Source organism: Caulobacter sp. GW821-FHT09B11 (assembly GCF_059418205.1).
Genome location: NZ_JBWKPK010000052.1, coordinates 1 through 20,780, shown reverse-complemented (window position 1 = coordinate 20,780; position 20,780 = coordinate 1). Strand labels below are relative to the sequence as shown.

The 20,780-nt window shown below is 66.9% G+C and carries 12 protein-coding genes and 1 pseudogene; 3 read left to right on the top strand and 10 right to left on the bottom strand.

Annotation, left to right across the window (positions count from 1 at the left end; genetic code table 11):
* The 4 genes from AC07N1_RS24305 to rpsL all read right to left on the bottom strand — a co-directional run.
* Nucleotides 1–76, bottom strand: a 76-nt coding sequence (locus tag AC07N1_RS24305) for a hypothetical protein (protein WP_334349513.1), incomplete at its 3' end; no start/stop codon positions are given.
* A gap of 114 nt (nt 77–190) precedes the next feature.
* On the bottom strand, nt 191–2,269 hold the full coding sequence (gene fusA / locus AC07N1_RS24300) for an elongation factor G (RefSeq protein WP_494674129.1): 2,079 nt from the start codon (nt 2,267–2,269) through the stop codon (nt 191–193).
* 114 nt (nt 2,270–2,383) lie between these two features.
* Nucleotides 2,384–2,857: a 30S ribosomal protein S7 gene (gene rpsG / locus AC07N1_RS24295; protein WP_007661568.1), complete on the bottom strand. Its 474-nt coding sequence runs from the start codon at nt 2,855–2,857 to the stop codon at nt 2,384–2,386.
* A gap of 11 nt (nt 2,858–2,868) precedes the next feature.
* Nucleotides 2,869–3,240, bottom strand: a complete 372-nt coding sequence (gene rpsL / locus AC07N1_RS24290; RefSeq protein ID WP_058350131.1) for a 30S ribosomal protein S12 — start codon at nt 3,238–3,240, stop codon at nt 2,869–2,871.
* A gap of 344 nt (nt 3,241–3,584) precedes the next feature.
* Between rpsL and AC07N1_RS24285 the strand changes: the two genes are divergently transcribed.
* Nucleotides 3,585–4,319 (top strand): hypothetical protein, encoded by a 735-nt coding sequence (locus AC07N1_RS24285; protein WP_494674128.1) that lies wholly within the window; start codon nt 3,585–3,587, stop codon nt 4,317–4,319.
* A 2-nt stretch (nt 4,320–4,321) separates the two neighbouring features.
* On the opposite strand, the gene AC07N1_RS24280 is transcribed toward AC07N1_RS24285, so the two are convergent.
* The 5 genes from AC07N1_RS24280 to rpoB all read right to left on the bottom strand — a co-directional run bounded on the left by AC07N1_RS24280 (nt 4,322) and on the right by rpoB (nt 15,900).
* On the bottom strand, nt 4,322–6,118 hold the full coding sequence (locus AC07N1_RS24280; RefSeq protein WP_494674127.1) for a methyl-accepting chemotaxis protein: 1,797 nt from the start codon (nt 6,116–6,118) through the stop codon (nt 4,322–4,324).
* Nucleotides 6,119–6,221: 103 nt separating this feature from the next.
* Complete coding sequence (locus AC07N1_RS24275; protein WP_494674126.1) at nt 6,222–6,992, bottom strand: hypothetical protein; 771 nt, start codon at nt 6,990–6,992, stop codon at nt 6,222–6,224.
* Nucleotides 6,989–7,279 carry a hypothetical protein gene (locus AC07N1_RS24270; protein ID WP_494674125.1) on the bottom strand — a complete coding sequence of 97 codons (291 nt, stop codon included), beginning with the start codon at nt 7,277–7,279 and terminating at the stop codon, nt 6,989–6,991. The genes AC07N1_RS24275 and AC07N1_RS24270 overlap by 4 nt, the downstream gene beginning before the upstream one ends.
* A gap of 260 nt (nt 7,280–7,539) precedes the next feature.
* Nucleotides 7,540–11,730, bottom strand: a complete 4,191-nt coding sequence (gene rpoC / locus AC07N1_RS24265; protein WP_487292082.1) for a DNA-directed RNA polymerase subunit beta' — start codon at nt 11,728–11,730, stop codon at nt 7,540–7,542.
* A gap of 99 nt (nt 11,731–11,829) precedes the next feature.
* Complete coding sequence (gene rpoB, locus AC07N1_RS24260) at nt 11,830–15,900, bottom strand: DNA-directed RNA polymerase subunit beta (RefSeq protein WP_494674124.1); 4,071 nt, start codon at nt 15,898–15,900, stop codon at nt 11,830–11,832.
* Nucleotides 15,901–16,255: 355 nt separating this feature from the next.
* Here rpoB and AC07N1_RS24255 point away from each other — a divergent pair, with 355 nt between their 5' ends.
* Both AC07N1_RS24255 and AC07N1_RS24250 read left to right on the top strand, forming a co-directional pair.
* Nucleotides 16,256–17,995, top strand: a complete 1,740-nt coding sequence (locus tag AC07N1_RS24255; protein ID WP_494674123.1) for a flagellar protein FlbA — start codon at nt 16,256–16,258, stop codon at nt 17,993–17,995.
* A gap of 13 nt (nt 17,996–18,008) precedes the next feature.
* Nucleotides 18,009–18,146, top strand: a pseudogene (locus tag AC07N1_RS24250) (hypothetical protein).
* A 33-nt stretch (nt 18,147–18,179) separates the two neighbouring features.
* Here the strand turns inward: AC07N1_RS24250 and AC07N1_RS24245 are convergent.
* Complete coding sequence (locus AC07N1_RS24245) at nt 18,180–20,534, bottom strand: glycoside hydrolase family 31 protein (protein WP_494674122.1); 2,355 nt, start codon at nt 20,532–20,534, stop codon at nt 18,180–18,182.
* Nucleotides 20,535–20,780 lie beyond the last annotated feature (246 nt).

Here is a 20,780-nt window from a genome sequence, read left to right as displayed (position 1 = left end):
TCTTGCCATGGTCAACGTGACCGATGGTGCCGATGTTGCAGTGCGGCTTATTACGTTCGAACTTTTCCTTGGCCATCTTCTTAGCTCCAGGACCCCAGAGGGGCCTTTGGTTGAACTTCTGGGGTTGGGCGGGCGGGTCCGAAGACCCGCCCTACTCTTCCGCTAAACGTTTCGTCCGGGGACGAAAAGCTTAGGCGTACTTCTTGATCACTTCGTCGGCGACGTGCTGCGGCACCGGCTCGTAGTGATCGTAGACCATGCTGAACTGGGCGCGGCCTTGCGACATGCCCCGCAGGGTGTTCACGTAACCGAACATGTTGGCCAGCGGAACGAAGGCGTTCACGACCGTCGCGTTGCCGCGCATGTCTTGACCCTGGATCATGCCGCGACGGCTGTTCAGGTCGCCGATGACCGAACCCAGGTACTCTTCCGGGGTCACGACCTCGACCTTCATGATCGGCTCGAGCAGCTTGGGGCTGCCCTTTTCGCGCAGTTCCTTGAAGGCGGCGCGCGAGGCGATTTCGAAGGCCAGGACCGACGAGTCGACGTCGTGGTACTTGCCGTCCGTCAGGGTCGCCTTGAAGTCGATCAGCGGGAAGCCGGCCAGCAGGCCGTTGTCCTTGACCGATTCCAGGCCCTTCTGGACGCCGGGGATGTATTCCTTCGGCACGGCGCCGCCGACGATCGCGTTTTCGAACACGAAGCCCGAGCCGGGTTCACCCGGTTCAAAGGTGATCATGACGCGGGCGAACTGGCCCGTACCACCGGTCTGCTTCTTGTGCGTGTAGTCGATGTCGACCTTGCGGCCCAGCGATTCACGATAGGCGACCTGCGGCGCGCCGATGTTGGCTTCGACCTTGTAGGTGCGCTTCAGAATGTCGATCTTGATGTCGAGGTGCAGCTCGCCCATGCCCTTCAGGATCGTCTGGCCCGACTCGAAGTCGGTCGAGACGGTGAAGGACGGATCTTCGGCGGCCAGCTTCTGCAGGGCGACGCCCAGCTTCTCCTGGTCGGCCTTCGACTTGGGCTCGACGGCGATCTCGATGACCGGGGCCGGGAATTCCATGCGCTCCAGGATGACCGGCGACTTCAGGGGATCGCACAGGGTGTCGCCCGTGCGGGTTTCCTTCAGGCCGGCCAGGGCGACGATGTCGCCGGCATAGGCTTCCTTGATGTCTTCGCGGTTGTTGCTGTGCATCAGCAGCATGCGGCCGACGCGCTCGCGCTTGTCGCGCGTCGAGTTCAGCAGCGACATGCCGGTTTCCAGCTTGCCCGAATAGATGCGGCAGAAGGTCAGCGAACCGACGAAGGGGTCGTCCATGATCTTGAACGCCAGAACCGACAGCGGCTCTTCGTCCGAGGCCTTGCGGGTGACTTCTTCTTCGGTCTTGAAGTCGATGCCCTTGGTCGCGGGGATGTCCACCGGCGACGGCAGGTAGTCGACGACGGCGTCCAGCAGCGGCTGCACGCCCTTGTTCTTGAAGGCCGAGCCGCAAAGGATCGGATAGAAGGCGCCCGTCAGCACGGCCTTACGGATGCACTTCTTGATCACTTCTTCCGAGGGCTCTTCGCCGCCCAGATAAGCTTCCATGGCGTCGTCGTCGAGTTCGACGGCGTTCTCGACCAGATAGGCGCGGGCTTCCACGGCCTTGTCCAGCAGGTCGGCCGGGATCTCTTCGTCGCGATAGGTCGCGCCCAGGCCGTCATTGTCCCAGACCACGGCCTTCATGCGGACCAGGTCCACCAGGCCCTTCAGGGCCGATTCCGAACCGATCGGGAATTGGATCGGCACGGCCTTGGCGCCCAGGCGGTCGCGGATCGACTCGACCGACTTGTCGAAGTCGGCGCCGATCTTGTCCATCTTGTTGACGAACACGATCCGCGGAACCTTGTACTTGTCGGCCTGGCGCCAGACGGTTTCGGTCTGCGGCTCGACGCCGGCGTTGCCGTCCAGCACCGTCACGGCGCCGTCGAGGACGCGCAGGCTGCGCTCGACTTCGATGGTGAAGTCGACGTGCCCGGGGGTGTCGATGATGTTGAGGCGCTTTTCGTTCCAGAAAGCGGTCGTCGCGGCCGACGTGATCGTGATGCCGCGCTCTTGCTCCTGCTCCATCCAGTCCATGGTCGCGGCGCCGTCGTGGACTTCGCCGATCTTGTGGGACTTACCGGTGTAATACAGGATCCGCTCGGTCGTCGTCGTCTTGCCCGCGTCGATGTGGGCCATGATGCCGAAGTTGCGGTAGTCTTCGATTTTATGCGTGCGGGGCATAGCGATCGCTCTGCGAAACGGGGCGGCCCTGACGGACACGACCGGGATTTAAACGTGCGGCGCGGGCGGTTTATCGCAAACCGCCCGCGCCTGAAAGAGTGCTGGTAAGAAAGCTTACCAGCGGTAGTGCGAGAAGGCCCGGTTGGCTTCAGCCATCTTGTGGGTGTCTTCGCGCTTCTTCACCGCGGTGCCGCGGTTGTTGGAAGCGTCGAGGAGCTCACCAGCCAGCTTTTCGGTCATGGTGTTTTCGCCGCGCTTGCGAGCGGCGGTCACCAGCCAACGGATGGCCAGGGCGCGACGACGGTCCGGACGGACTTCCACCGGCACCTGATAGGTGGCGCCGCCGACGCGGCGCGACCGGACTTCGATCGCCGGGGCGACGTTGTCCAGGGCGGAGTGGAAGGTCTCAAGCGGACCTTGGTCCTTGCGCTTGTTTTCCAGGATGTCGAAAGCACCATAGATGATGTTTTCAGCGACGGCTTTTTTGCCTTCGTACATCACGTAGTTCATGAACTTCGTGACGATCAGGTCCCCAAACTTGGGATCCGGCAGGACTTGGCGTTTCTCGGCGCGACGGCGGCGGGACATTCTTCTTTTCCTTACTTCGGACGCTTGGCGCCGTAGAGCGAACGACGCTGCTTACGATCCTTGACACCTTGGGTGTCGAGGACGCCGCGCAGGATGTGGTAGCGGACGCCGGGCAAGTCCTTGACGCGGCCGCCGCGGATGAGCACCACCGAGTGCTCCTGCAGGTTGTGGCCTTCGCCCGGGATGTAGCACACGGCTTCGATGCCGGTGGTCAGACGGACCTTGGCGACCTTACGCAGAGCCGAGTTCGGCTTCTTCGGGGTCGTCGTGTAGACGCGGGTGCAGACGCCGCGACGTTGGGGGCAGCCCTTCAGGGCGGGCACCTTGTTCCGGACCGGCTTCGGAGAGCGCGGCTTGCGGATGAGCTGGTTGACGGTAGGCATTAAGTCTCTGCTCTGATGGAAGCGTGTGCCTTTCGGCCGAGGCGCTTCAGGGTCCTTGTTGTTCTTCTTTCCGGCTTCAAGGCTCCGGTTGGAGACCCGATAAACACGAAACTCGCCGGGACGCGGAAAGCGTTCCGGCGGGCCTGCCGTCGGTTAAAGGACGGACGCTCATCAGGACGGGCGCGAAGGCCCACCTCGAAAAGAGCGCGGAACCTACTCGCGAAGGCGCTCCACGTCAATCGCCCGCTTCCGCGTCGGTTAATGGAGCGTTTAGGCGGCCACGCTTTCGCCATAGGCGATCGCCAGCCTCCATGCGCAACCTGCCCTTGCCTGTCGAGTCTTTCGTGGTCGAAGCCGCCGCGCGGTCCATAACCCTGCTGCTGGATCACCGCGGCGAGCCCAGGCGCGACAAGCGTTTCTGGGCCCTGGCCGGCGGGTCCGCGGCGCTGCATCTGCTGGTCCTGGCATGGCTGGCCCTGCCCGTGCGGGCGGTGTTCCCCGACCTGGACACGGTGTCGGCGGTGACGATCGACCTGGTCAGCGAGGCGCCGCGCGAGCGGCCCCGCGAGGCGGTCCAGGCCCCGGCGGCGGCCCCTGCCGCACCGCTCGCTCCACCTCTGGCGAATCCGCGCGAGGCCAGGCGTCCGGCGCCGGCGGGAATCGCCCCCTCCCCCTTCGTGGCGGCGCCGGCGACGGGGGCGCGCGGACGCGGAAACGCCGAGCATCCGGCGCCCCTGCCCGCCGCCCAGCCGGCCGGCGACGTCAGGACGGCCCTGCGCGGCAGCGGAACGGGCTGCGCCAACGGCAAGACCGTCGGCCTCAATCGGCGTGAGGAAGAGCGCTGCGACGAGCGCTGGGGCGAGGCCGCCCGCAAGGCCCCGGAATACGCCGCCCCCATCGAGGCGGCCAAGCGCGCCGGCTTCGACCAGCAGGCCGCCCGGCAGGAGGCCGATCGCCGCTATCGGGAGTCGCCCATGGGCATGGGCGTCGACCATCGCAGCCGCGACGGCCTGGGCAAGATGAAGGAGATCCCCCTGGGCCTGCCGGGCACGGACGCCCTGGGCCGGCCCAGGAACTGACCTCAGCCGGCGCGGCGGAACGAGGCCGAGGCCGGGGTGGTGCGGAAGCGGGCGACCATGCCCGACAGCTCGTCGGCGGCCGAAACCAGGTTGCGGCTGTCGCCGGCCGAACGGCTGATCAGGGCGGCGTTGCGCTGGGCGCCCTGGTCCATCTGGTTGACGGCGGTGTTGACCTGCGACAGGCCCGCCGACTGCTCCTGGGCGCCGGCGGCGATCTCGCTGACGATGCCGTCGATGGCCTCGACCTGGGCGACGATCTTCTGCAGGGCCTCGCCGGTGCGACCGACCAGCTTGACCCCGGCCTCGACCTGGCGGGCGCTGTCGGCGATGTGGACCTTGATCTCCTTGGCCGCCTCGGCCGAGCGCTGGGCCAGGGCCCGGACTTCCTGGGCGACGACGGCGAAGCCCTTGCCCGCATCCCCCGCCCGAGCGGCTTCGACGCCGGCGTTGAGCGCCAGGAGGTTGGTCTGGAAGGCGATCTCGTCGATCACGCCGACGATCTGGCCGACCTGGCGGGACGAGGCCTCGACGCCGCCGATGGCCGCGATGGTTTCCTGGACCACCGAGCGCGAGCGGCCGGCTTCGGCCTGGGCCTCGCGGACGGCCTCGTGGGCCCCGCGGGCGCCTTCGGCGGTGCGGCGGACGGTGACGGTGACCTCGTCTAGGGCCGCGGCGGTCTCTTCCAGGCTGGCGGCCTGCTGCTCGGTGCGGTCGGAGATGTCGGACGAGGCGTCGGCGATGCTCCCGGCCCCGGTGTTGAGGGCGCCGACGGCGTCGACCACGGCGCTCATGGCCGTCTCCAGGCGCTCGACGGCCTGGTTGAAGTCGCGGCGCAGGCCCTCGTAGTCGTGGGCGAAGGGCTGGTCGAGGCGGACGGTCAGGTCGCCGTTCGACAGGCGCTCCAGGCCCTGGGCCAGGCTGTCGACGACCAGGCCCTGCTCGCGGGCGGCGCGGGCGTCGCGGGCCTGGGCGGCGGCGCGCTCGGCCTCGCTCTGGTCGCGGTGGCTGGCGGCGTCGGCCTCGATGCGCTGCTTGGCCTCGGCGTCGTCGCGGAAGGCGTGGACGGCGTCGGCCATCAGGCCGATGTCGTCGCGGCGGCCGGCGAACGGCAGGGCCACCGACAGGTCGCCCTTCATCAGCCGGGCCATGGCCTCGCGCAGGGTCTTCAGCGGCGACAGCTGGCGGCGCACGGTCAGGACCGAGGCGACGCCGCCGGCCAGGCCCAGGACCAGGCCGGCCGCGCCAAGCCAGGCGAGCTGACGATAGACGGGACCGAAGTAGTCGGCCTTGGGCACGCCGACGAACATCACGCCGATCACCTGGCCCGAGGCGTCCTTGATCGGGTCGTAGGCGACGAAATAGGCGCGCTTGAGGATCTGGGTCTCGCCGCGATAGGCCTCGCCGCGACCGAGCACGGCGTCATAGACCGGACCCTTGGCCAGGGTGGTGCCGACCGCGCGCGAGCCGTCGGGCTTCTCGACATTGGTGGTGATGCGGGTGTCGCCCATGAACACGGTGGCGACGCCGCCGGCCAGGGCCTTGACCCGGTCGACGCCGGCCAGGTCGCCGTTCAGGGCGTGGTCGCCGACGAACAGCTGGTCGCCCTCGCGGCGGAAGGCCTGGCCCTGGCGGCCGATGACGTCCCAGGCCACGCGCATGCTGGTTTCCTGCTGGGCCACGGCCTGGCGCTTGGCGAAGCCGAGGGAGCTCCAGGCGACGACGCCCAGCAGGCCGGCCAGCAGGACGGCGAAGGCGGCGGCGATGGTCAGGCTGACCTTGGTGGAAATATCCGAGCGCATGGGGTCCGGGCGAAGGGAAGGAATTTGCCCTGTTCTCGCCCGCACCGACTGAAATTTCATTTAACGCGCTGAAATAACGCGAGTCTTTTTACATACTCTTGTTCTATTCGAGGTTGCGCCGAGCCGCCAGCGCGGCCTCGCCTGCTTTCCCGTCGGCCTTGATCACGATGGGCTCGTCCTGAAACCAAAGTTCGATCGTTCCGGGCTGGACCTTCGGATTGCGATCATAGGTCCGGCTGAGATCCTTCACCTTGAACCCGGGCGAAGCCAGCTGCGCGTTGATCACGTTGGCCAGCTCCCCAGCCCACTTGCAATCCTCGACCTTCAGGCAGCGCAGAGTGCCCATCGGCTCGGACCGGGCGCGCTCGACACCCGGGGCCACGATCGGGCGACCGTCAAACTGCTGCAGCGCCAACCGCGCCCGGAACGCCTCGGCCCCGGCTCGTTGATCCTCGGATCCGATATGCAGGAAGATCCGGATAGGGCCTCTGGGCGCCGCGGCCTGCGCAGGGATGACGGCCGGAGCCGCCACTTCACGCTTCAGCACCGCGACCTGCTGGCTGGCGTTGGCCAACAGGGCCGACACCTGGGCCGCCTGTGCGGTCTGGTCCGCGCCCGCCTGCTCACGGCGATCGGCCTGCAGCCGAACAAGCGCCGCCTGCGCGTCGGCCAGCGTCGTGGTCATCAGCTGCAGACGTACCTCCAGCTGGGCCGCGCGACGCTCGGCCAGTTGGCGCTGCCCCTGCAGATAGATGGCGATCATGACCAGGCCGAGCGCCACCGCGATCAGGCCGATCAGCGTCAGGGGTCGCGTCCACCGCCCATAGCCCTTCAGCCTCTCGAGGGCTTCCAGATCGAAGACCTCGGGCGTCATGGCTTCGGCTCGAGATCGGCCGCCCTGCGCACGATCGCATCGACCAGATCAAAAGACTTGTTCAGGAAAAACGTGACGCGCGCCGCCGAAACCGCCGTCACGCCCGTCGCTCCGAAGATCAGGCCAAACGCCTCGAGCGATACGCCCTTCTGATTGAAGAACAGCACGACCGCATAGACCATGAGGCAGAACGATACGACCGTGCAGATAAGATAGATGATCCGCTCTAGACGAAACATCGCCATCAGCTCTTTGAGCGCGGCCAGCGTCTGCGAAAGAATATCCATCTACGCGCCCCGCTGCGGCGTACGCCGCCAATGCCCGCGCACCAAGGCGCGGGGCCCATTTCAATTTTAGGAAAAGCGCTGAAACGAATTCAACTTATAGTGCGAGAAGATATCCGACAAGCCCAGCGCCGATCGGCCCCTCAAACGAAAAAGGCCCGGGATCTCTCCCGGGCCTTTCCGTAGTTGCTCTGATCGACCGAGTACTCGGCGTCCGCCCAGGATGCCTTCCGGCATCCTGGTTTCCGAGTTGTCTCGGACGCCTATTCGGCGTCCGAGAGCGCGATCTCGGCCGGCAGCGGCTCCATCGCTTCTTCGCGCTGCTGGGCCAGCTGCTCGTCGCGCTTGGCGGCGACGCGCTGCAGGCTGCGCAGGTAGGAACCCGTACCAGCGGGGATCAGGCGACCCACGATGACGTTTTCTTTCAGGCCTTCCAGGGTGTCGGTCTTGCCGTGCACCGAGGCTTCGGTCAGGACGCGGGTCGTTTCCTGGAACGACGCGGCCGAGATGAAGCTCTTGGTCTGCAGCGAGGCCTTGGTGATGCCGAGCAGCACCGGCTGGGTCACAGCCGGACGGCCGCCGCGCGCGATCGCCTTTTCCTGTTCCTTGTCGAAGTCCGGCTTATCGAGGTGGTCGCCCTTGATAAGGCCGGTGTCGCCGGGCTCGAGGATCTCGACCTTCTGCAGCATCTGACGAACGATCGTCTCGATGTGCTTGTCGTTGATCGGCACGCCCTGCAGACGATAGACCTCCTGGATCTCGTCGACGAGGAAGTTGGCCAGGGCTTCGACGCCCAGGATGCGCAGGATATCGTGCGGATCCGGGTTGCCGTCGATGATGTACTCGCCGCGCGTGATGAAGTCGCCATCATGCACCGCGATGTGCTTGCCCTTCGGGATCAGGAACTCGACCGCCTCGCCCTGGTTGCCGTCTGCGTCGACTTCCGGGGTGATCTTGATGCGGCGCTTGTTCTTGTAATCCTTGCCGAATTCGACACGGCCGTCCATTTCCGCGATGACCGCGCAGTCCTTCGGACGGCGGGCTTCGAAGAGTTCGGCGACGCGCGGCAGACCACCGGTGATGTCCCGGGTCTTGGCGCCTTCGGTCGGGATACGGGCGATGACCTCGCCCGGCTTCACTTCGTCGCCGTCGGCCACCGAGAGAATGGCGCCGACCGACAGGAGGTAGCGAGCCTCGCCGCCGTTCGACAGACGCTTGTACGAGCCGTCCTCGGCCAGCACGCCCATGGCCGGACGCAGGTCCGAACCGCGAGCCGACGCGCGCCAGTCGGCGATGACGCGCTGGGCGATGCCCGTCGCTTCGTCGACTTCTTCGCGGACCGAGAAGCCGTCCACCAGGTCTTCGGCGCGGATGCGGCCGCCGACTTCGGTGATGATCGGCGTGGTGTAGGGGTCCCAGTCGGCCAGGCGCTGGCCGCGCTTGACGGTGTCGCCGTCCTTGATCTTCAGGCGAGCGCCGTAAGGCGGCTTGTAGTTTTCGCGTTCCTTGCCGTCGACCAGCACGCTCACGGCCGTGTTGCGGCTCATGACGACCAGCTGGCCGTCCGACCCGATCACGGTGGCGCCGGTCACGCGGACCACGCCGTCGTTGCTGCTTTCGAAGAACGACTGCTCGGCCACCTGGGCCGTGCCGCCGATGTGGAACGTACGCATGGTCAGCTGCGTGCCCGGCTCACCGATCGACTGGGCGGCGATGACGCCGACAGCTTCACCGATGTTGACCGGGGTGCCGCGGGCCAGGTCGCGGCCGTAGCAGGCGCCGCAGACGCCGATCTTGGCTTCGCAGGTCAGGACCGAACGGACCTTCACCGACTGGACAGCCGCCGCCTCGATGGCGTCGGCCATGTTCTCGTCGATATAGGTGTCGGCCGGAGCGACCAGCTCGCCGGTCGCCGGATCCTTGACGTCCTCGGCCGTGAAGCGGCCCAGGACGCGGGTGCCCAGCGAGACCAGCACGTCGCCGCCTTCGACGACGGCGCGCAGGGTGATGCCCTTCGTGGTGCCGCAGTCTTCCTCGACGATGATGCAGTCCTGCGCGACGTCGACCAGACGACGGGTCAGGTAACCCGAGTTGGCCGTCTTCAGCGCGGTGTCGGCCAGACCCTTACGGGCGCCGTGGGTGGAGTTGAAGTACTCCTGAACGGTCAGGCCTTCCTTGAAGTTCGAGACGATCGGGGTCTCGATGATCTCGCCGGAGGGCTTGGCCATCAGGCCGCGCATGCCGCCCAGCTGCTTCATCTGGGCTTGCGAACCACGCGCGCCGGAGTGGGCCATCATGTAGATGGCGTTGATTTCCTTCTCGCGGCCGTTCTCGTCCTTATGCTTGGTCTGCAGCTCGGCCATCATCTCGTCGGCGACGCGATCGGTGGCCTTGGCCCAGGCGTCGACGACCTTGTTGTACTTCTCACCCTTGGTGATCAGACCGTCGGCGTACTGCTGCTCATATTCCTCGGCCAGGGCGCGCGTCTCGGCGACGATCGCTTCCTTGCGCTTCGGAATGATGATGTCGTCCTTGCCGAACGAGATGCCGGCCTTGGCGGCTTCCTTGAAGCCCAGGCCCATGACCTGGTCGGCGAAGATCACCGTCGCCTTCTGACCGCAGTGGCGGTAGACGATGTCGATGAGGTTGCCGATTTCCTTCTTGGTCAGCGCCTTCTCGATCAGTCGGTGACCGATCGCGGGGTGGCGCGGCAGCAGGGCGGCGATCTTCATGCGGCCCGGGGTGGTGTCGATCACGCGGCGGCGAGCCACGCCATCGGCTTCCACTTCGGTGAAGCGCGACTTGATCTTGGCGTGCAGCGACACGACGCCGGCGTCCATGGCCGCTTCGATTTCGCCCAGGTCCGAGAAGATCTTGCCTTCGCCCGGCTCACCTTCGCGAGCGACCGACAGGTAGTACAGACCCAGGACGATGTCCTGCGACGGCACGATGATCGGGCGACCGTTGGCGGGCGACAGGATGTTGTTGGTCGACATCATCAGGACGCGCGCTTCCAGCTGAGCTTCCAGGCTCAGCGGGACGTGCACGGCCATCTGGTCGCCGTCGAAGTCGGCGTTGAACGCGGCGCAGACCAGCGGGTGCAGCTGGATGGCCTTGCCCTCGATCAGCTTCGGCTCGAACGCCTGGATGCCCAGACGGTGAAGCGTCGGCGCGCGGTTCAGCAGGACCGGGTGCTCGCGGATCACCTCTTCGAGGATGTCCCACACCTGGGGCTGTTCGCGCTCGACCATGCGCTTGGACTGCTTGACGGTGCCCGACAGGCCCTTGGCGTCCAGGCGCGCATAGATGAACGGCTTGAACAGCTCCAGAGCCATCTTCTTGGGCAGGCCGCACTCGTGCAGCTTCAGGTCCGGACCCACGACGATGACCGAACGACCCGAGTAGTCGACGCGCTTGCCGAGCAGGTTCTGACGGAAGCGGCCTTGCTTGCCCTTCAGCATGTCGGCCAGCGACTTCAGCGGGCGCTTGTTGGCGCCCGTGATGACGCGACCGCGACGGCCGTTGTCGAACAGGGCGTCGACCGACTCCTGCAGCATCCGCTTTTCGTTGCGGATGATGATGTCGGGCGCGCGCAGTTCGATCAGGCGCTTGAGGCGGTTGTTACGGTTGATGACCCGGCGATAGAGGTCGTTCAGGTCGGACGTGGCGAAGCGGCCGCCATCCAGCGGCACCAGCGGACGCAGTTCCGGCGGGATGACCGGAACGACCGTCAGCACCATCCACTCGGGACGGTTGCCCGACTCCTGGAAGGCTTCCAGGATCTTCAGGCGCTTGCTGAACTTCTTCTGCTTCATGTCCGACACGGTGCCGGCCAGTTCCTCGCGCAGACGCTCGGCCTCTTTTTCGAGGTCGATGGCCTTCAGCAGGTTCTGGACGGCCTCGGCGCCGATCTCGGCGGTGAAGCTGTCGTCGCCGTACTCGTCCTGAGCGCGGATGTAGTCATCTTCCGACAGCAGCTGGTGCTGCTTCAGCGGGGTGAGGCCCGGCTCGGTGATGATGTAGTATTCGAAGTACAGGACGCGCTCGATGTCCTTCAGCGGCATGTCGAGCATCATGGCGATGCGCGAGGGCAGCGACTTCAGGAACCAGATGTGGGCGACCGGCGAGGCCAGCTCGATGTGGCCCATGCGCTCGCGGCGAACGCGGGCGAGGGTGACTTCGACGCCGCACTTTTCGCAGATGATGCCCTTGTACTTCATGCGCTTGTACTTGCCGCACAGGCATTCGTAGTCCTTGGTCGGGCCAAAGATACGGGCGCAGAACAGGCCGTCACGCTCGGGCTTGAACGTGCGGTAGTTGATGGTCTCGGGCTTCTTGATCTCGCCGAACGACCACGAGCGGATCTTTTCCGGCGAGGCGAGCGAGATGCGGATCTGGTCGAAGGTCGGCGTGGCCTGGACCGGATTGAAGATGTTCAGGACTTCCTGGTTCATCTTGGTTCCTTCTGCGGGACTGCCCGCGAAAATTCTAAGTCAGAGAGCGGCTGATGGAGGGCCCCTCCCCTGCGATCACGCAGAGGAGGGAGATCCGGATCAGCTGTTCTCCAGCTCGACGTTCAGGCCGAGCGAGCGCATTTCCTTGACCAGCACGTTGAAGCTTTCCGGGATACCGGCTTCGAACGTGTCGTCGCCGCGGACGATGCTCTCGTAGACCTTGGTCCGGCCGGCCACGTCGTCGGACTTCACCGTCAGCATTTCCTGCAGGGTGTAGGCCGCGCCGTAGGCTTCCAGAGCCCACACTTCCATTTCCCCGAAGCGCTGACCGCCGAACTGGGCCTTGCCGCCCAGCGGCTGCTGGGTGACCAGCGAGTACGGACCGATCGAACGGGCGTGGATCTTGTCGTCGACCAGGTGGTGCAGCTTCAGCATGTAGATGTAGCCGACCGTGACCGGACGCTTGAACTGCTCGCCGGTGGTGCCGTCGAACAGGATCGACTGACCCGACGCATTGACGCCGGCCATTTCGAGATGGCTCTCGATGTCTTCGATCCGGGCGCCGTCGAACACCGGGGTGGCGATCGGAACGCCCTTGCCCAGGTTCTTGGCCAGCTCGACCAGGTCTTCCTCGGTGTCCGGCAGCTCTTCGTCCGGGCCGTAGACGTCACGCAGACGTTGGACCAGGGCGTCCTTCTGGCCGCCGTGCTGCCAGTCCTCGAGCAGACCGGTGATCTGCTTGCCGAGGTTGGCGCAGGCCCAGCCCAGGTGGGTTTCGAAGATCTGACCGACGTTCATGCGCGAAGGCACGCCCAGCGGGTTCAGCACGAGGTCCACGTGGGTGCCGTCGGCGAGGAACGGCATGTCCTCGATCGGCAGGATGCGCGAGATGACGCCCTTGTTGCCGTGACGGCCGGCCATCTTGTCGCCCGGCTGAAGCTTGCGCTTCACGGCCACGAAGACCTTGACCATCTTCATGACGCCCGGGGGCAGTTCGTCGCCGCGCTGCAGCTTGTCGACCTTGTCTTCGAAACGACGGTCGAGGCGCTTGCGGTTCTCGTCGAACAGACGGCGCAGGCTTTCCAGTTCGCCCATCGCCTTCTCGTCGTCGAGAGCGATCTGCCACCACAGGCCCGAGGCCACCGAGGCCAGGCCTTCAGCGGTGATCTCGCCGCGCGACAGGCCCTTGGGGCCCGACAGCGCGTTCTTGCCGATCAGCAGGTCCTTCAGGCGGCCCGAGATGTTGCGGTTCAGGATCGCGAACTCGTCGTCGCGGTCCTTGCCCAGGCGGTCGATTTCCGAGCGTTCGATCGCCAGGGCGCGTTCGTCCTTGTCGACGCCGTGACGGTTGAACACGCGCACGTTGACGATCGTGCCGGCGACGCCCGGGGGCAGGCGCAGGCTGGTGTCGCGGACGTCGGAAGCCTTCTCGCCGAAGATGGCGCGCAGCAGCTTCTCTTCCGGAGTCATCGGGCTTTCGCCCTTCGGCGTGACCTTGCCGACCAGGATGTCGCCCGGCTGGACTTCGGCGCCGATGGCCACGATGCCGGCCTCGTCGAGGTTGCGCAGGGCTTCCTCGCCGACGTTCGGGATGTCGCGGGTGATTTCTTCCGGACCGAGCTTGGTGTCGCGGGCCATGACTTCGAATTCCTCGATGTGGATCGAGGTGAAGACGTCGTCACGGACGATGCGCTCGGAGATCAGGATCGAGTCTTCGAAGTTGTAGCCGTTCCAGGGCATGAACGCGACGAGCGCGTTGCGGCCCAGGGCCAGTTCGCCCAGCTCCGTCGACGGACCGTCGGCGATGATGTCGCCAGCGCTGATCTTGTCGCCCACGCGCACCAGCGGACGCTGGTTGATGCAGGTCGACTGGTTCGAGCGCTGGAACTTCGACATCCGGTAGATGTCGACGCCCGAGCGGGCCGCGTCGGTTTCTTCGGTGGCGCGCACGACGATACGGGTGCCGTCGATCTGCTCGACGACGCCGGTGCGCTTGGCGATGACCACGGCGCCCGAGTCACGAGCCACGACCGCTTCCATGCCGGTGCCCACGAGCGGGGCGTCCGACTGGACGAGCGGCACGGCCTGACGCTGCATGTTCGAACCCATGAGGGCGCGGTTGGCGTCGTCGTTTTCGAGGAACGGGATCAGGGCGGCGGCCACCGACACGACTTGGCGCGGCGACACGTCCATCAGGTCCACCGTCTCCTTTTGCAGGAGGGTCGGTTCGCCGTTGATGCGGCCCGGAACCAGGTCTTCGAGGATCTCGCCCTCGACCACCTTGATGTTCGACTGGGCGATGACGTGCTTGGATTCCTCCATCGCCGACATGTAGACGACTTCGTCCATCGGCTTGCCGTCCTTCACGCGACGGTACGGGCTTTCGATGAAGCCGTACTTGTTCACGCGGGCGTGGGTGGCGAGCGAGTTGATCAGACCGATGTTCGGGCCTTCCGGCGTTTCAATCGGGCAGATCCGGCCGTAGTGGGTCGGGTGAACGTCGCGGACTTCGAAGCCGGCGCGTTCGCGGGTCAGACCGCCCGGGCCGAGGGCCGAGAGACGACGCTTGTGGGTGATTTCCGACAGCGGGTTCGTCTGGTCCATGAACTGCGACAGCTGCGAAGAGCCGAAGAATTCACGCACCGCAGCGGCGGCGGGCTTCGCGTTGATCAGGTCGTGCGGCATGACGGTGTCGATATCGACCGACGACATGCGTTCCTTGATCGCCCGTTCCATGCGGAGCAGGCCGACGCGGTATTGGTTTTCCAGCAGCTCGCCGACCGAACGGACCCGGCGGTTGCCGAGGTTGTCGATGTCGTCGATTTCGCCGCGGCCGTCGCGCAGGCCGACCAGCAGCTTCAGCACGGCCAGGACGTCTTCCTTGCGCAGGACGCGGACTTCGTCCGAGACTTCCTGCTCGAGGCGCATGTTCATCTTCACGCGGCCGACCGACGACAGGTCGTAGCGCTCGGCGTCGAAGAACAGCGACTTGAACATCGCTTCGGCGGCTTCCACCGTCGGCGGCTCGCCCGGACGCATGACGCGGTAGATGTCGAACAGCGCGTCTTCGCGGACGGCGTTCTTGTCGACGCGCAGGGTGTTGCGCATGTAGGCGCCGACCGTGACGTGGTCGATGTCGAGCACGTCGATGGTGTCGAAGCCTTGGTCGGCCAGGGCCTGGATCGTCGGGACGTCCAGCTCGTCGCCGGCTTCGGCGTAGATCTCGCCGGTCTCGAAGTTGACGGCGTCGCGGGCCAGGTAGCGGCCGGTCAGGGCTTCCGGACCGAGCAGCAGGGTCTTCAGGCCGTTGTCGGCGAACTTCTTGGCGTTGCGGGCGCTGATCTTGGTGCCGGCCGGAGCGATTTCCTCACCCGTGTCGGCGTCGACCAGGGCGACTTCCGGCTTCACGCCGCGCCAACGCTCGGCCTTGTACGGGGTGGCCCAGCCGCCCGCGCGCTTTTCGAACGGGACGACGTCGTAGAACGTGGTCAGGATCTCTTCGCCGTCCATGCCCAGGGCATAGAGGAAGGTCGTGGCCGGCAGCTTGCGGCGGCGGTCGATGCGAACGTAGACGATGTCCTTGGCGTCGAACTCGAAGTCGAGCCACGAGCCGCGGTACGGGATCACGCGGGCGGCGAACAGCAGCTTGCCCGAGGCGTGGGTCTTGCCCTTGTCGTGGTCGAAGAACACGCCCGGCGAGCGGTGCATCTGCGAGACGATGACGCGCTCGGTGCCGTTGACGATGAAGGTGCCCTTGTCGGTCATGAGCGGGATGTCGCCCATGTAGACGTCCTGCTCCTTGATGTCCTTGACGGACCGGGCGCCGGTTTCTTCTTCGGTTTCGAACACGATCAGGCGCAGCTTGACCTTCAGCGGCGCGGCGAAGGTCATGTCGCGCTGAATGCACTCTTCGACGTCGTACTTCGGCTCTTCGAATTCGTACGAGACGTATTCGAGCACGGCGCGCTCGTTGAAGTCCTTGATCGGGAACACCGACTTGAAGACCGCCTCGACGCCTTCGTCGCGGCGTTGGCCCGGACGGACCTCGCGCTGAAGGAACTGCTCGTAGGAGGAGCGCTGAACCTCGATGAGGTTCGGCATCTGCACAGCTTCGGGGATGCGGCCGAACGACTTCCGGATCCGCTTCTTGCCGGTGAAGGATTGCGCCATGTTTTTTCCCTGCGGCGCGGACGGAATCCGCGCGTGAATTCGAATGCCTCGGCGTCCACCCTCGCCGTTCCCCTGGTCGGAGAACGTCGGACGCTGGAATTCCCCTAGCGAGCGACCGGGACCGGAAGCTCGATGGGCGCCCCTTCGCGCGGATCGGAGGGCGGCTGATCGCGCCTCGGGGCGTTGAAGAGCGGACGTGCGTGGACGCACTCCGCCGAAATGTCTTCGTGAACGGGCGGATATAGGGGATCGAAACGCGGATGGAAAGGGGGAAATAGCGCCCCATTCATCGGCGACGCTTCGTTTCAGCAGGGACACGCCCGCTCAGCCCCCTTTCCGGGGACGAAGGATCGCCATGCCCGCCGCCGCCCAGCCGTCCCTCGAACGCCCCTGCCCGCCCGACGCCTCGACCACCCTGGTCTCGCCGATGCAGCGGATCGCCGACCGGATCGACGAGGTGTCGCCCGCGCCGCGCGCCCAGATGATCGCCGCCAGCGCGGACCTGGCGGCCGGCGATTTCCCGGCCGCCGAGAAGAAGGCCATGGTCGCCGCCCCCCTGGGCGGGCCGCTGGCCCTGCGGCTGCTGGGCCTGGTCTACGAACGGGCCGGCCAGCTGCCCAAGGCCTTCACCGCCTATCAGGCCGCCCACAAGCTGTGGCCGGACGACGCCGACGGCGTGCGCGACCTGGCACGCCTGGCCAGGCGGCTGGGCCAGCCGGCCATGGCGGCGGATCTCCTGGTCCGGGTGCGCGCCGCCGCGCCGGGCGACCTGGCCGACGCCCAGGACCTAGCCAGCGCCCTGCGCGACCTCGACCGCTTCGACGACGCCCTGCAGGTGGTGCGTGAAGCGATGGTCCGCGCGCCCGAGGATCCCAACCTCTGGAGCCTGCTGGGCTCGATCGCCACCCAGCGCGGCGACGACGAGGACGCCCAGGTGTTCCATGACGAGGCCGCGCGCCTGGGTCCGCGCGAGGTTCCGGTGCTGGCCAACGCCGCCATCGCCCGGCTCGACGTCGGCGACGCGGCAGGCGCCCTGGCCGCCTGCGACGCCGCCCTGGCCGCGGCCCCTACTCCGCCGCAGGCCGCCTCGGTGCGGATGACCCGGGCCTTCGCCCGGCTGTGCCTGGGCGACTTGGCCGGCGGCTGGAGCGACTACGCCGCCCGCCTGCTGCCCGAACGCCGCGAAGCCATGGCCTTCGACATTCCTGGCGAGCGCTGGACGCCGGCGCGGCCCCTGCGCGGCCTGTCGCTGCTGCTGGTCGGCGAGCAGGGCCTGGGCGACGAGGTGCTGTTCGGCTCGATGCTGCCGGACCTGCTGGCCGCCCTAGGCCCCGCCGGCCGCCTGACCCTGGCGGTGGAGCCGCGCCTCGTCTCGCTGTTCGCCCGCGCCTTTCCCGGCGTGAAGGTGGCCGCCCACGCCAGCACGAGCCTGGCCGGCCGCGTGACCCGCAGCGCGCCGGACGCCGGCGCCGAACACGACGCCTGGGCCCCGATGGGCGCCCTGCTGCCGCTGCTGCGGCCGACGACCGACCGTTTCGCCCCGCGCGCCTTTCTGTCGCCCGATCCCGACCGGCTGGCCCATTGGCGCGAGTGGCTGGCCAGCCTGGGTCCCGGCCCCAAGATCGGCTTCATGTGGCGCAGCCGGCTTATGCACGGCCTGCGCAACCGCCGCTTCGCCCCGTTCGAGGCCTGGGCGCCGGTGCTGCGCGCAAGCGGCGCGGTGTTTGTGAACCTGCAGTACGGGGATCCCGAGCTGGAGCTGGCCAGGGCCGCCGCCCAAGGGCTGGAGATCCTCGAGCCCCCGGGCCTTGATTTGATGCAGGACCTGGAGGGCGTCACGGCTCTGGCCTGCGCGCTGGACATGATGATCGGCCCGTCGACCGCGATCAGCAACCTGGCCGCCGCCTGCGGGGTCGAGACCTGGATCATCGCCTCCAACCCGCCCTGGCCGATGCTGGGGACGGGCGGCTATCCCTGGTACCCGAACGTGCGGGCCTTCGCGCCGGAGGGGGCGGATGACTGGGGGCCGAGACTGGAAGAGGTGGCGGGGGCGTTGGGGGAGCGGGTGGCGGCGGGCTCGCTCCCTCTCCCATAGGGAGAGGGTTGGGGTGAGGGGTTACGGCGTCTGACGGAGCGCCGGTACATCGTCCGACCTCGTAACCCCTCACCCTCCCACCGCTTCGCGGCGGGCCCCTCCCTCTCCCTCTGGGAGAGGGGCTCATGAGCGGCGCTTCCCCCAAGAATAAAGGAGGACGTTTCCGCCCTCCCCTCTTCGTCTCTTACTTCACCACCTGGACCGCGGCCTGGGCCTGGGCCGCCAGGGCCTTGTCGCCCGTGGCGGTCAGCTTGCCGGCCTTGTCGTCCCAGCGCAGCTTGACCGTCTTGCCGACGCCCTTCTCGTAGGCGTTGGTGACGCCGTCGTCGTCATAGAGCGAGAACTCGGCGTCGCGGCCCGGCCAGACCTTCACGGCGCTGATGGCCTGGGGCTGGCTGGTGTTGAGGATCGGCGCGCCCATCGGCACGATCGAACCGGCGCGGACGAACAGCGGGATGGTGTCGATCGGGGCCTTCACGCGGACCGTCTGGCCGCCGGTGTACTTCTGGTTGGTCCAGTAGTCGTACCAGTCGGCGCCGGCCGGCAGGTAGACGTCGCGCTCGGTGACGCCCTGGTCGGTGACCGGAGCCACCAGGAAGGCCGGGCCGAACATGTACTGGTCGCCGATGTTCGCGACCTTCGGGTCGTTCGGGAAGTCCATGAACAGGCCGCGCATGAAGGGCGCGCCGGTGTCGTAGGTCGTCTTGCCCATCGAGTAGAGGTACGGCATCAGCGCGTAGCGCAGGCGGACGTACTTGGTCAGGACGGTTTCGGCCTCCTTGCCGAACGACCACAGCTCGGTCTCCTTGCGCATGCCGTGCACGCGCAGGGTCGGGGTGAAGACGCCGTACTGGAACCAGCGGGTGAAGAGCTCCGGATAGTCGTTGTTCTGGCCGACAACGGCGCGGGCGTCGGACGGGTCGAGCAGCGGCGGCCTGGTCGCCGTCGTGGTCTGCGGCAGCCACTGCCAGCCGCCGATGTCGTTGCCCCAATACGCGAGCCCGGACGCGGTGAAGTTCAGGCCCGTCGGCACCTGGCGCTTGAGCACTTCCCAGGTCGGCGAGATGTCGGACGACCAGAACAGCGAGCCGTTGCGCTGGGCGCCGGTATAGGCGGCGCGGGCCAGGATCAGGTTGCGCTTGTCGGGACGATCGCGGCGCGAACCGTCGGCGGCCAGCTGGGTGTGCATCAGCGGGAAGGCGTTGCGGACGCGGTCGCCCGTGCCGGCGTGGAAGAAGTAGCCCGACGGCACCAGGTCAGGCTCGGTCTCGTCCAGCCACAGCCAGTCAAAGCCTTGCGAGAGGATGTTGTCGCGGATCTTGCCCCAGAACCAGTCGCGGGCCTCGGGGTTGGTGGTGTCGATCAGGGCGCCGGTGCGGTCGCTGCGGAACGGCAGGCCGTCGACGACCTTGCCGTCGGCGTCCTTCAGGAAATAGCCCTTGTCGGCCATGTAGTTGAAGTAGCGGCCTTCCTGCTCGAAGCGGGGCCACACGCTGATGATGGTCTGCACGCCGCGGTCATGCAGCGTCTTGTTCATGCCCTTGGGGTCGGGGAAGGCGGTCGGATCGATGTCGATCTGGCCCATCCGCGTCCAGTGGAACCAGTCCAGCACCATGATGTCGAGCGGCAGGCCGCGCTTCTGGTAGCCGTCGGCCACGGCCATGAACTCGGCCTGGGTCTCGTAGCGGGCCTTGGACTGGATGTAGCCAAAGGCGGCCTTGGGCGGCAGCGGCGTGACGCCGGTCAGGGCGCGGTAGCCGGCGTAGATCTCGTCGGTGGTCTTGCCGGTAATGACGAAGAACGACACGCGCTCGCCGACATTGCTCTGCCACAGGGTGCGGCCGTTGACGCCCGGATAGATCTTGGTGGCCGACGGGTTGTCCCAGAGGATGCCATAGCCCTTGCTGGTCACCAGGAACGGCACGCAGACCGTCTCGCCGTGCGGGGCGTCGTAGTCGTGCTTGCAGTCGATGGTGCGGCCGCGCAGGTCGAGCGCGCCTTCCGACTCCTGGTTCTGGCCCAGGCCGTAGAAGTGCTCGTCGGCCGTGGTCGAGAAGGTGGCGCCGGCGCGGTAGGTCTTCTCGCCGCTGACGACGTGGGGCGACAGCTCCCAGCCGTTCATATCGACCAGCGAGGTCCCGTCGGCCTTGCGGACCTTGATCGAGACCGGCGGCAGCGAGGGGGCGAAATAGCGCTCCTGCAGGCTGGGCGCGCCCGGCCAGGGCTGGGCGACGACTTCCAGCGACAGCTCGGCGGAGGTGAAGACGTCTGCGCCGGCCTTCTGGTCGTGACGCCAGCCCTTGTCGCTGGGTTGGCCGTTGATCCCGTAGCCGGGGGCGGCCTTGGCCAGGTCCTTGTCCTGGCTGATGGTCACGCGGATGACGTTGGGAGCGTAGGTCTCGACCGAGACGTAGGAGCCGTTGCGGTCGACCGTGGTGGTCGGGGCGGCGACCGCGAGGCCGGCGGCGGCGCTCAGCGCCAGACCCGAAACCAATCCCAGGGCCAGGGCGCGTCGACGCGCTCCGTTCAGCCAAGTCATGCGATTTCCTCCACTAAGTTACCGCTATCATTTCCTGGTGCTGGCGTAGTGGCGGCGGCGGCGAAGGTCAAGGCAAGGGTGTGATTGATAGGAGGAATGGAGATGGTGAAGGTGCGGAGCGCCGCTTCTCGCTCCTCCCCCGAGAAACGGGGGAGGTGGCGCGCTGCGGATACGCAGCGTGACGGAGGGGGCGAGTGACAGAGCTCGGCGCCCAGTCGCGGGGGGGGGGGGGGGGGGGGGGGGGCG

Excerpts from the sequence above, each read along its gene's own strand:
- AC07N1_RS24255 (WP_494674123.1), top strand. The coding sequence starts at position 16,256 with ATGCCCGCCGCCGCCCAGCCGTCCCTCGAACGCCCCTGCCCGCCCGAC.
- fusA (WP_494674129.1), bottom strand. The coding sequence starts at position 2,269 with ATGCCCCGCACGCATAAAATCGAAGACTACCGCAACTTCGGCATCATG.
- rpoC (WP_487292082.1), bottom strand. The coding sequence starts at position 11,730 with ATGAACCAGGAAGTCCTGAACATCTTCAATCCGGTCCAGGCCACGCCG.
- rpoB (WP_494674124.1), bottom strand. The coding sequence starts at position 15,900 with ATGGCGCAATCCTTCACCGGCAAGAAGCGGATCCGGAAGTCGTTCGGC.
- AC07N1_RS24275 (WP_494674126.1), bottom strand. The coding sequence starts at position 6,992 with ATGACGCCCGAGGTCTTCGATCTGGAAGCCCTCGAGAGGCTGAAGGGC.
- AC07N1_RS24245 (WP_494674122.1), bottom strand. The coding sequence starts at position 20,534 with ATGACTTGGCTGAACGGAGCGCGTCGACGCGCCCTGGCCCTGGGATTG.
- rpsG (WP_007661568.1), bottom strand. The coding sequence starts at position 2,857 with ATGTCCCGCCGCCGTCGCGCCGAGAAACGCCAAGTCCTGCCGGATCCC.
- rpsL (WP_058350131.1), bottom strand. The coding sequence starts at position 3,240 with ATGCCTACCGTCAACCAGCTCATCCGCAAGCCGCGCTCTCCGAAGCCG.
- AC07N1_RS24270 (WP_494674125.1), bottom strand. The coding sequence starts at position 7,279 with ATGGATATTCTTTCGCAGACGCTGGCCGCGCTCAAAGAGCTGATGGCG.
- AC07N1_RS24280 (WP_494674127.1), bottom strand. The coding sequence starts at position 6,118 with ATGCGCTCGGATATTTCCACCAAGGTCAGCCTGACCATCGCCGCCGCC.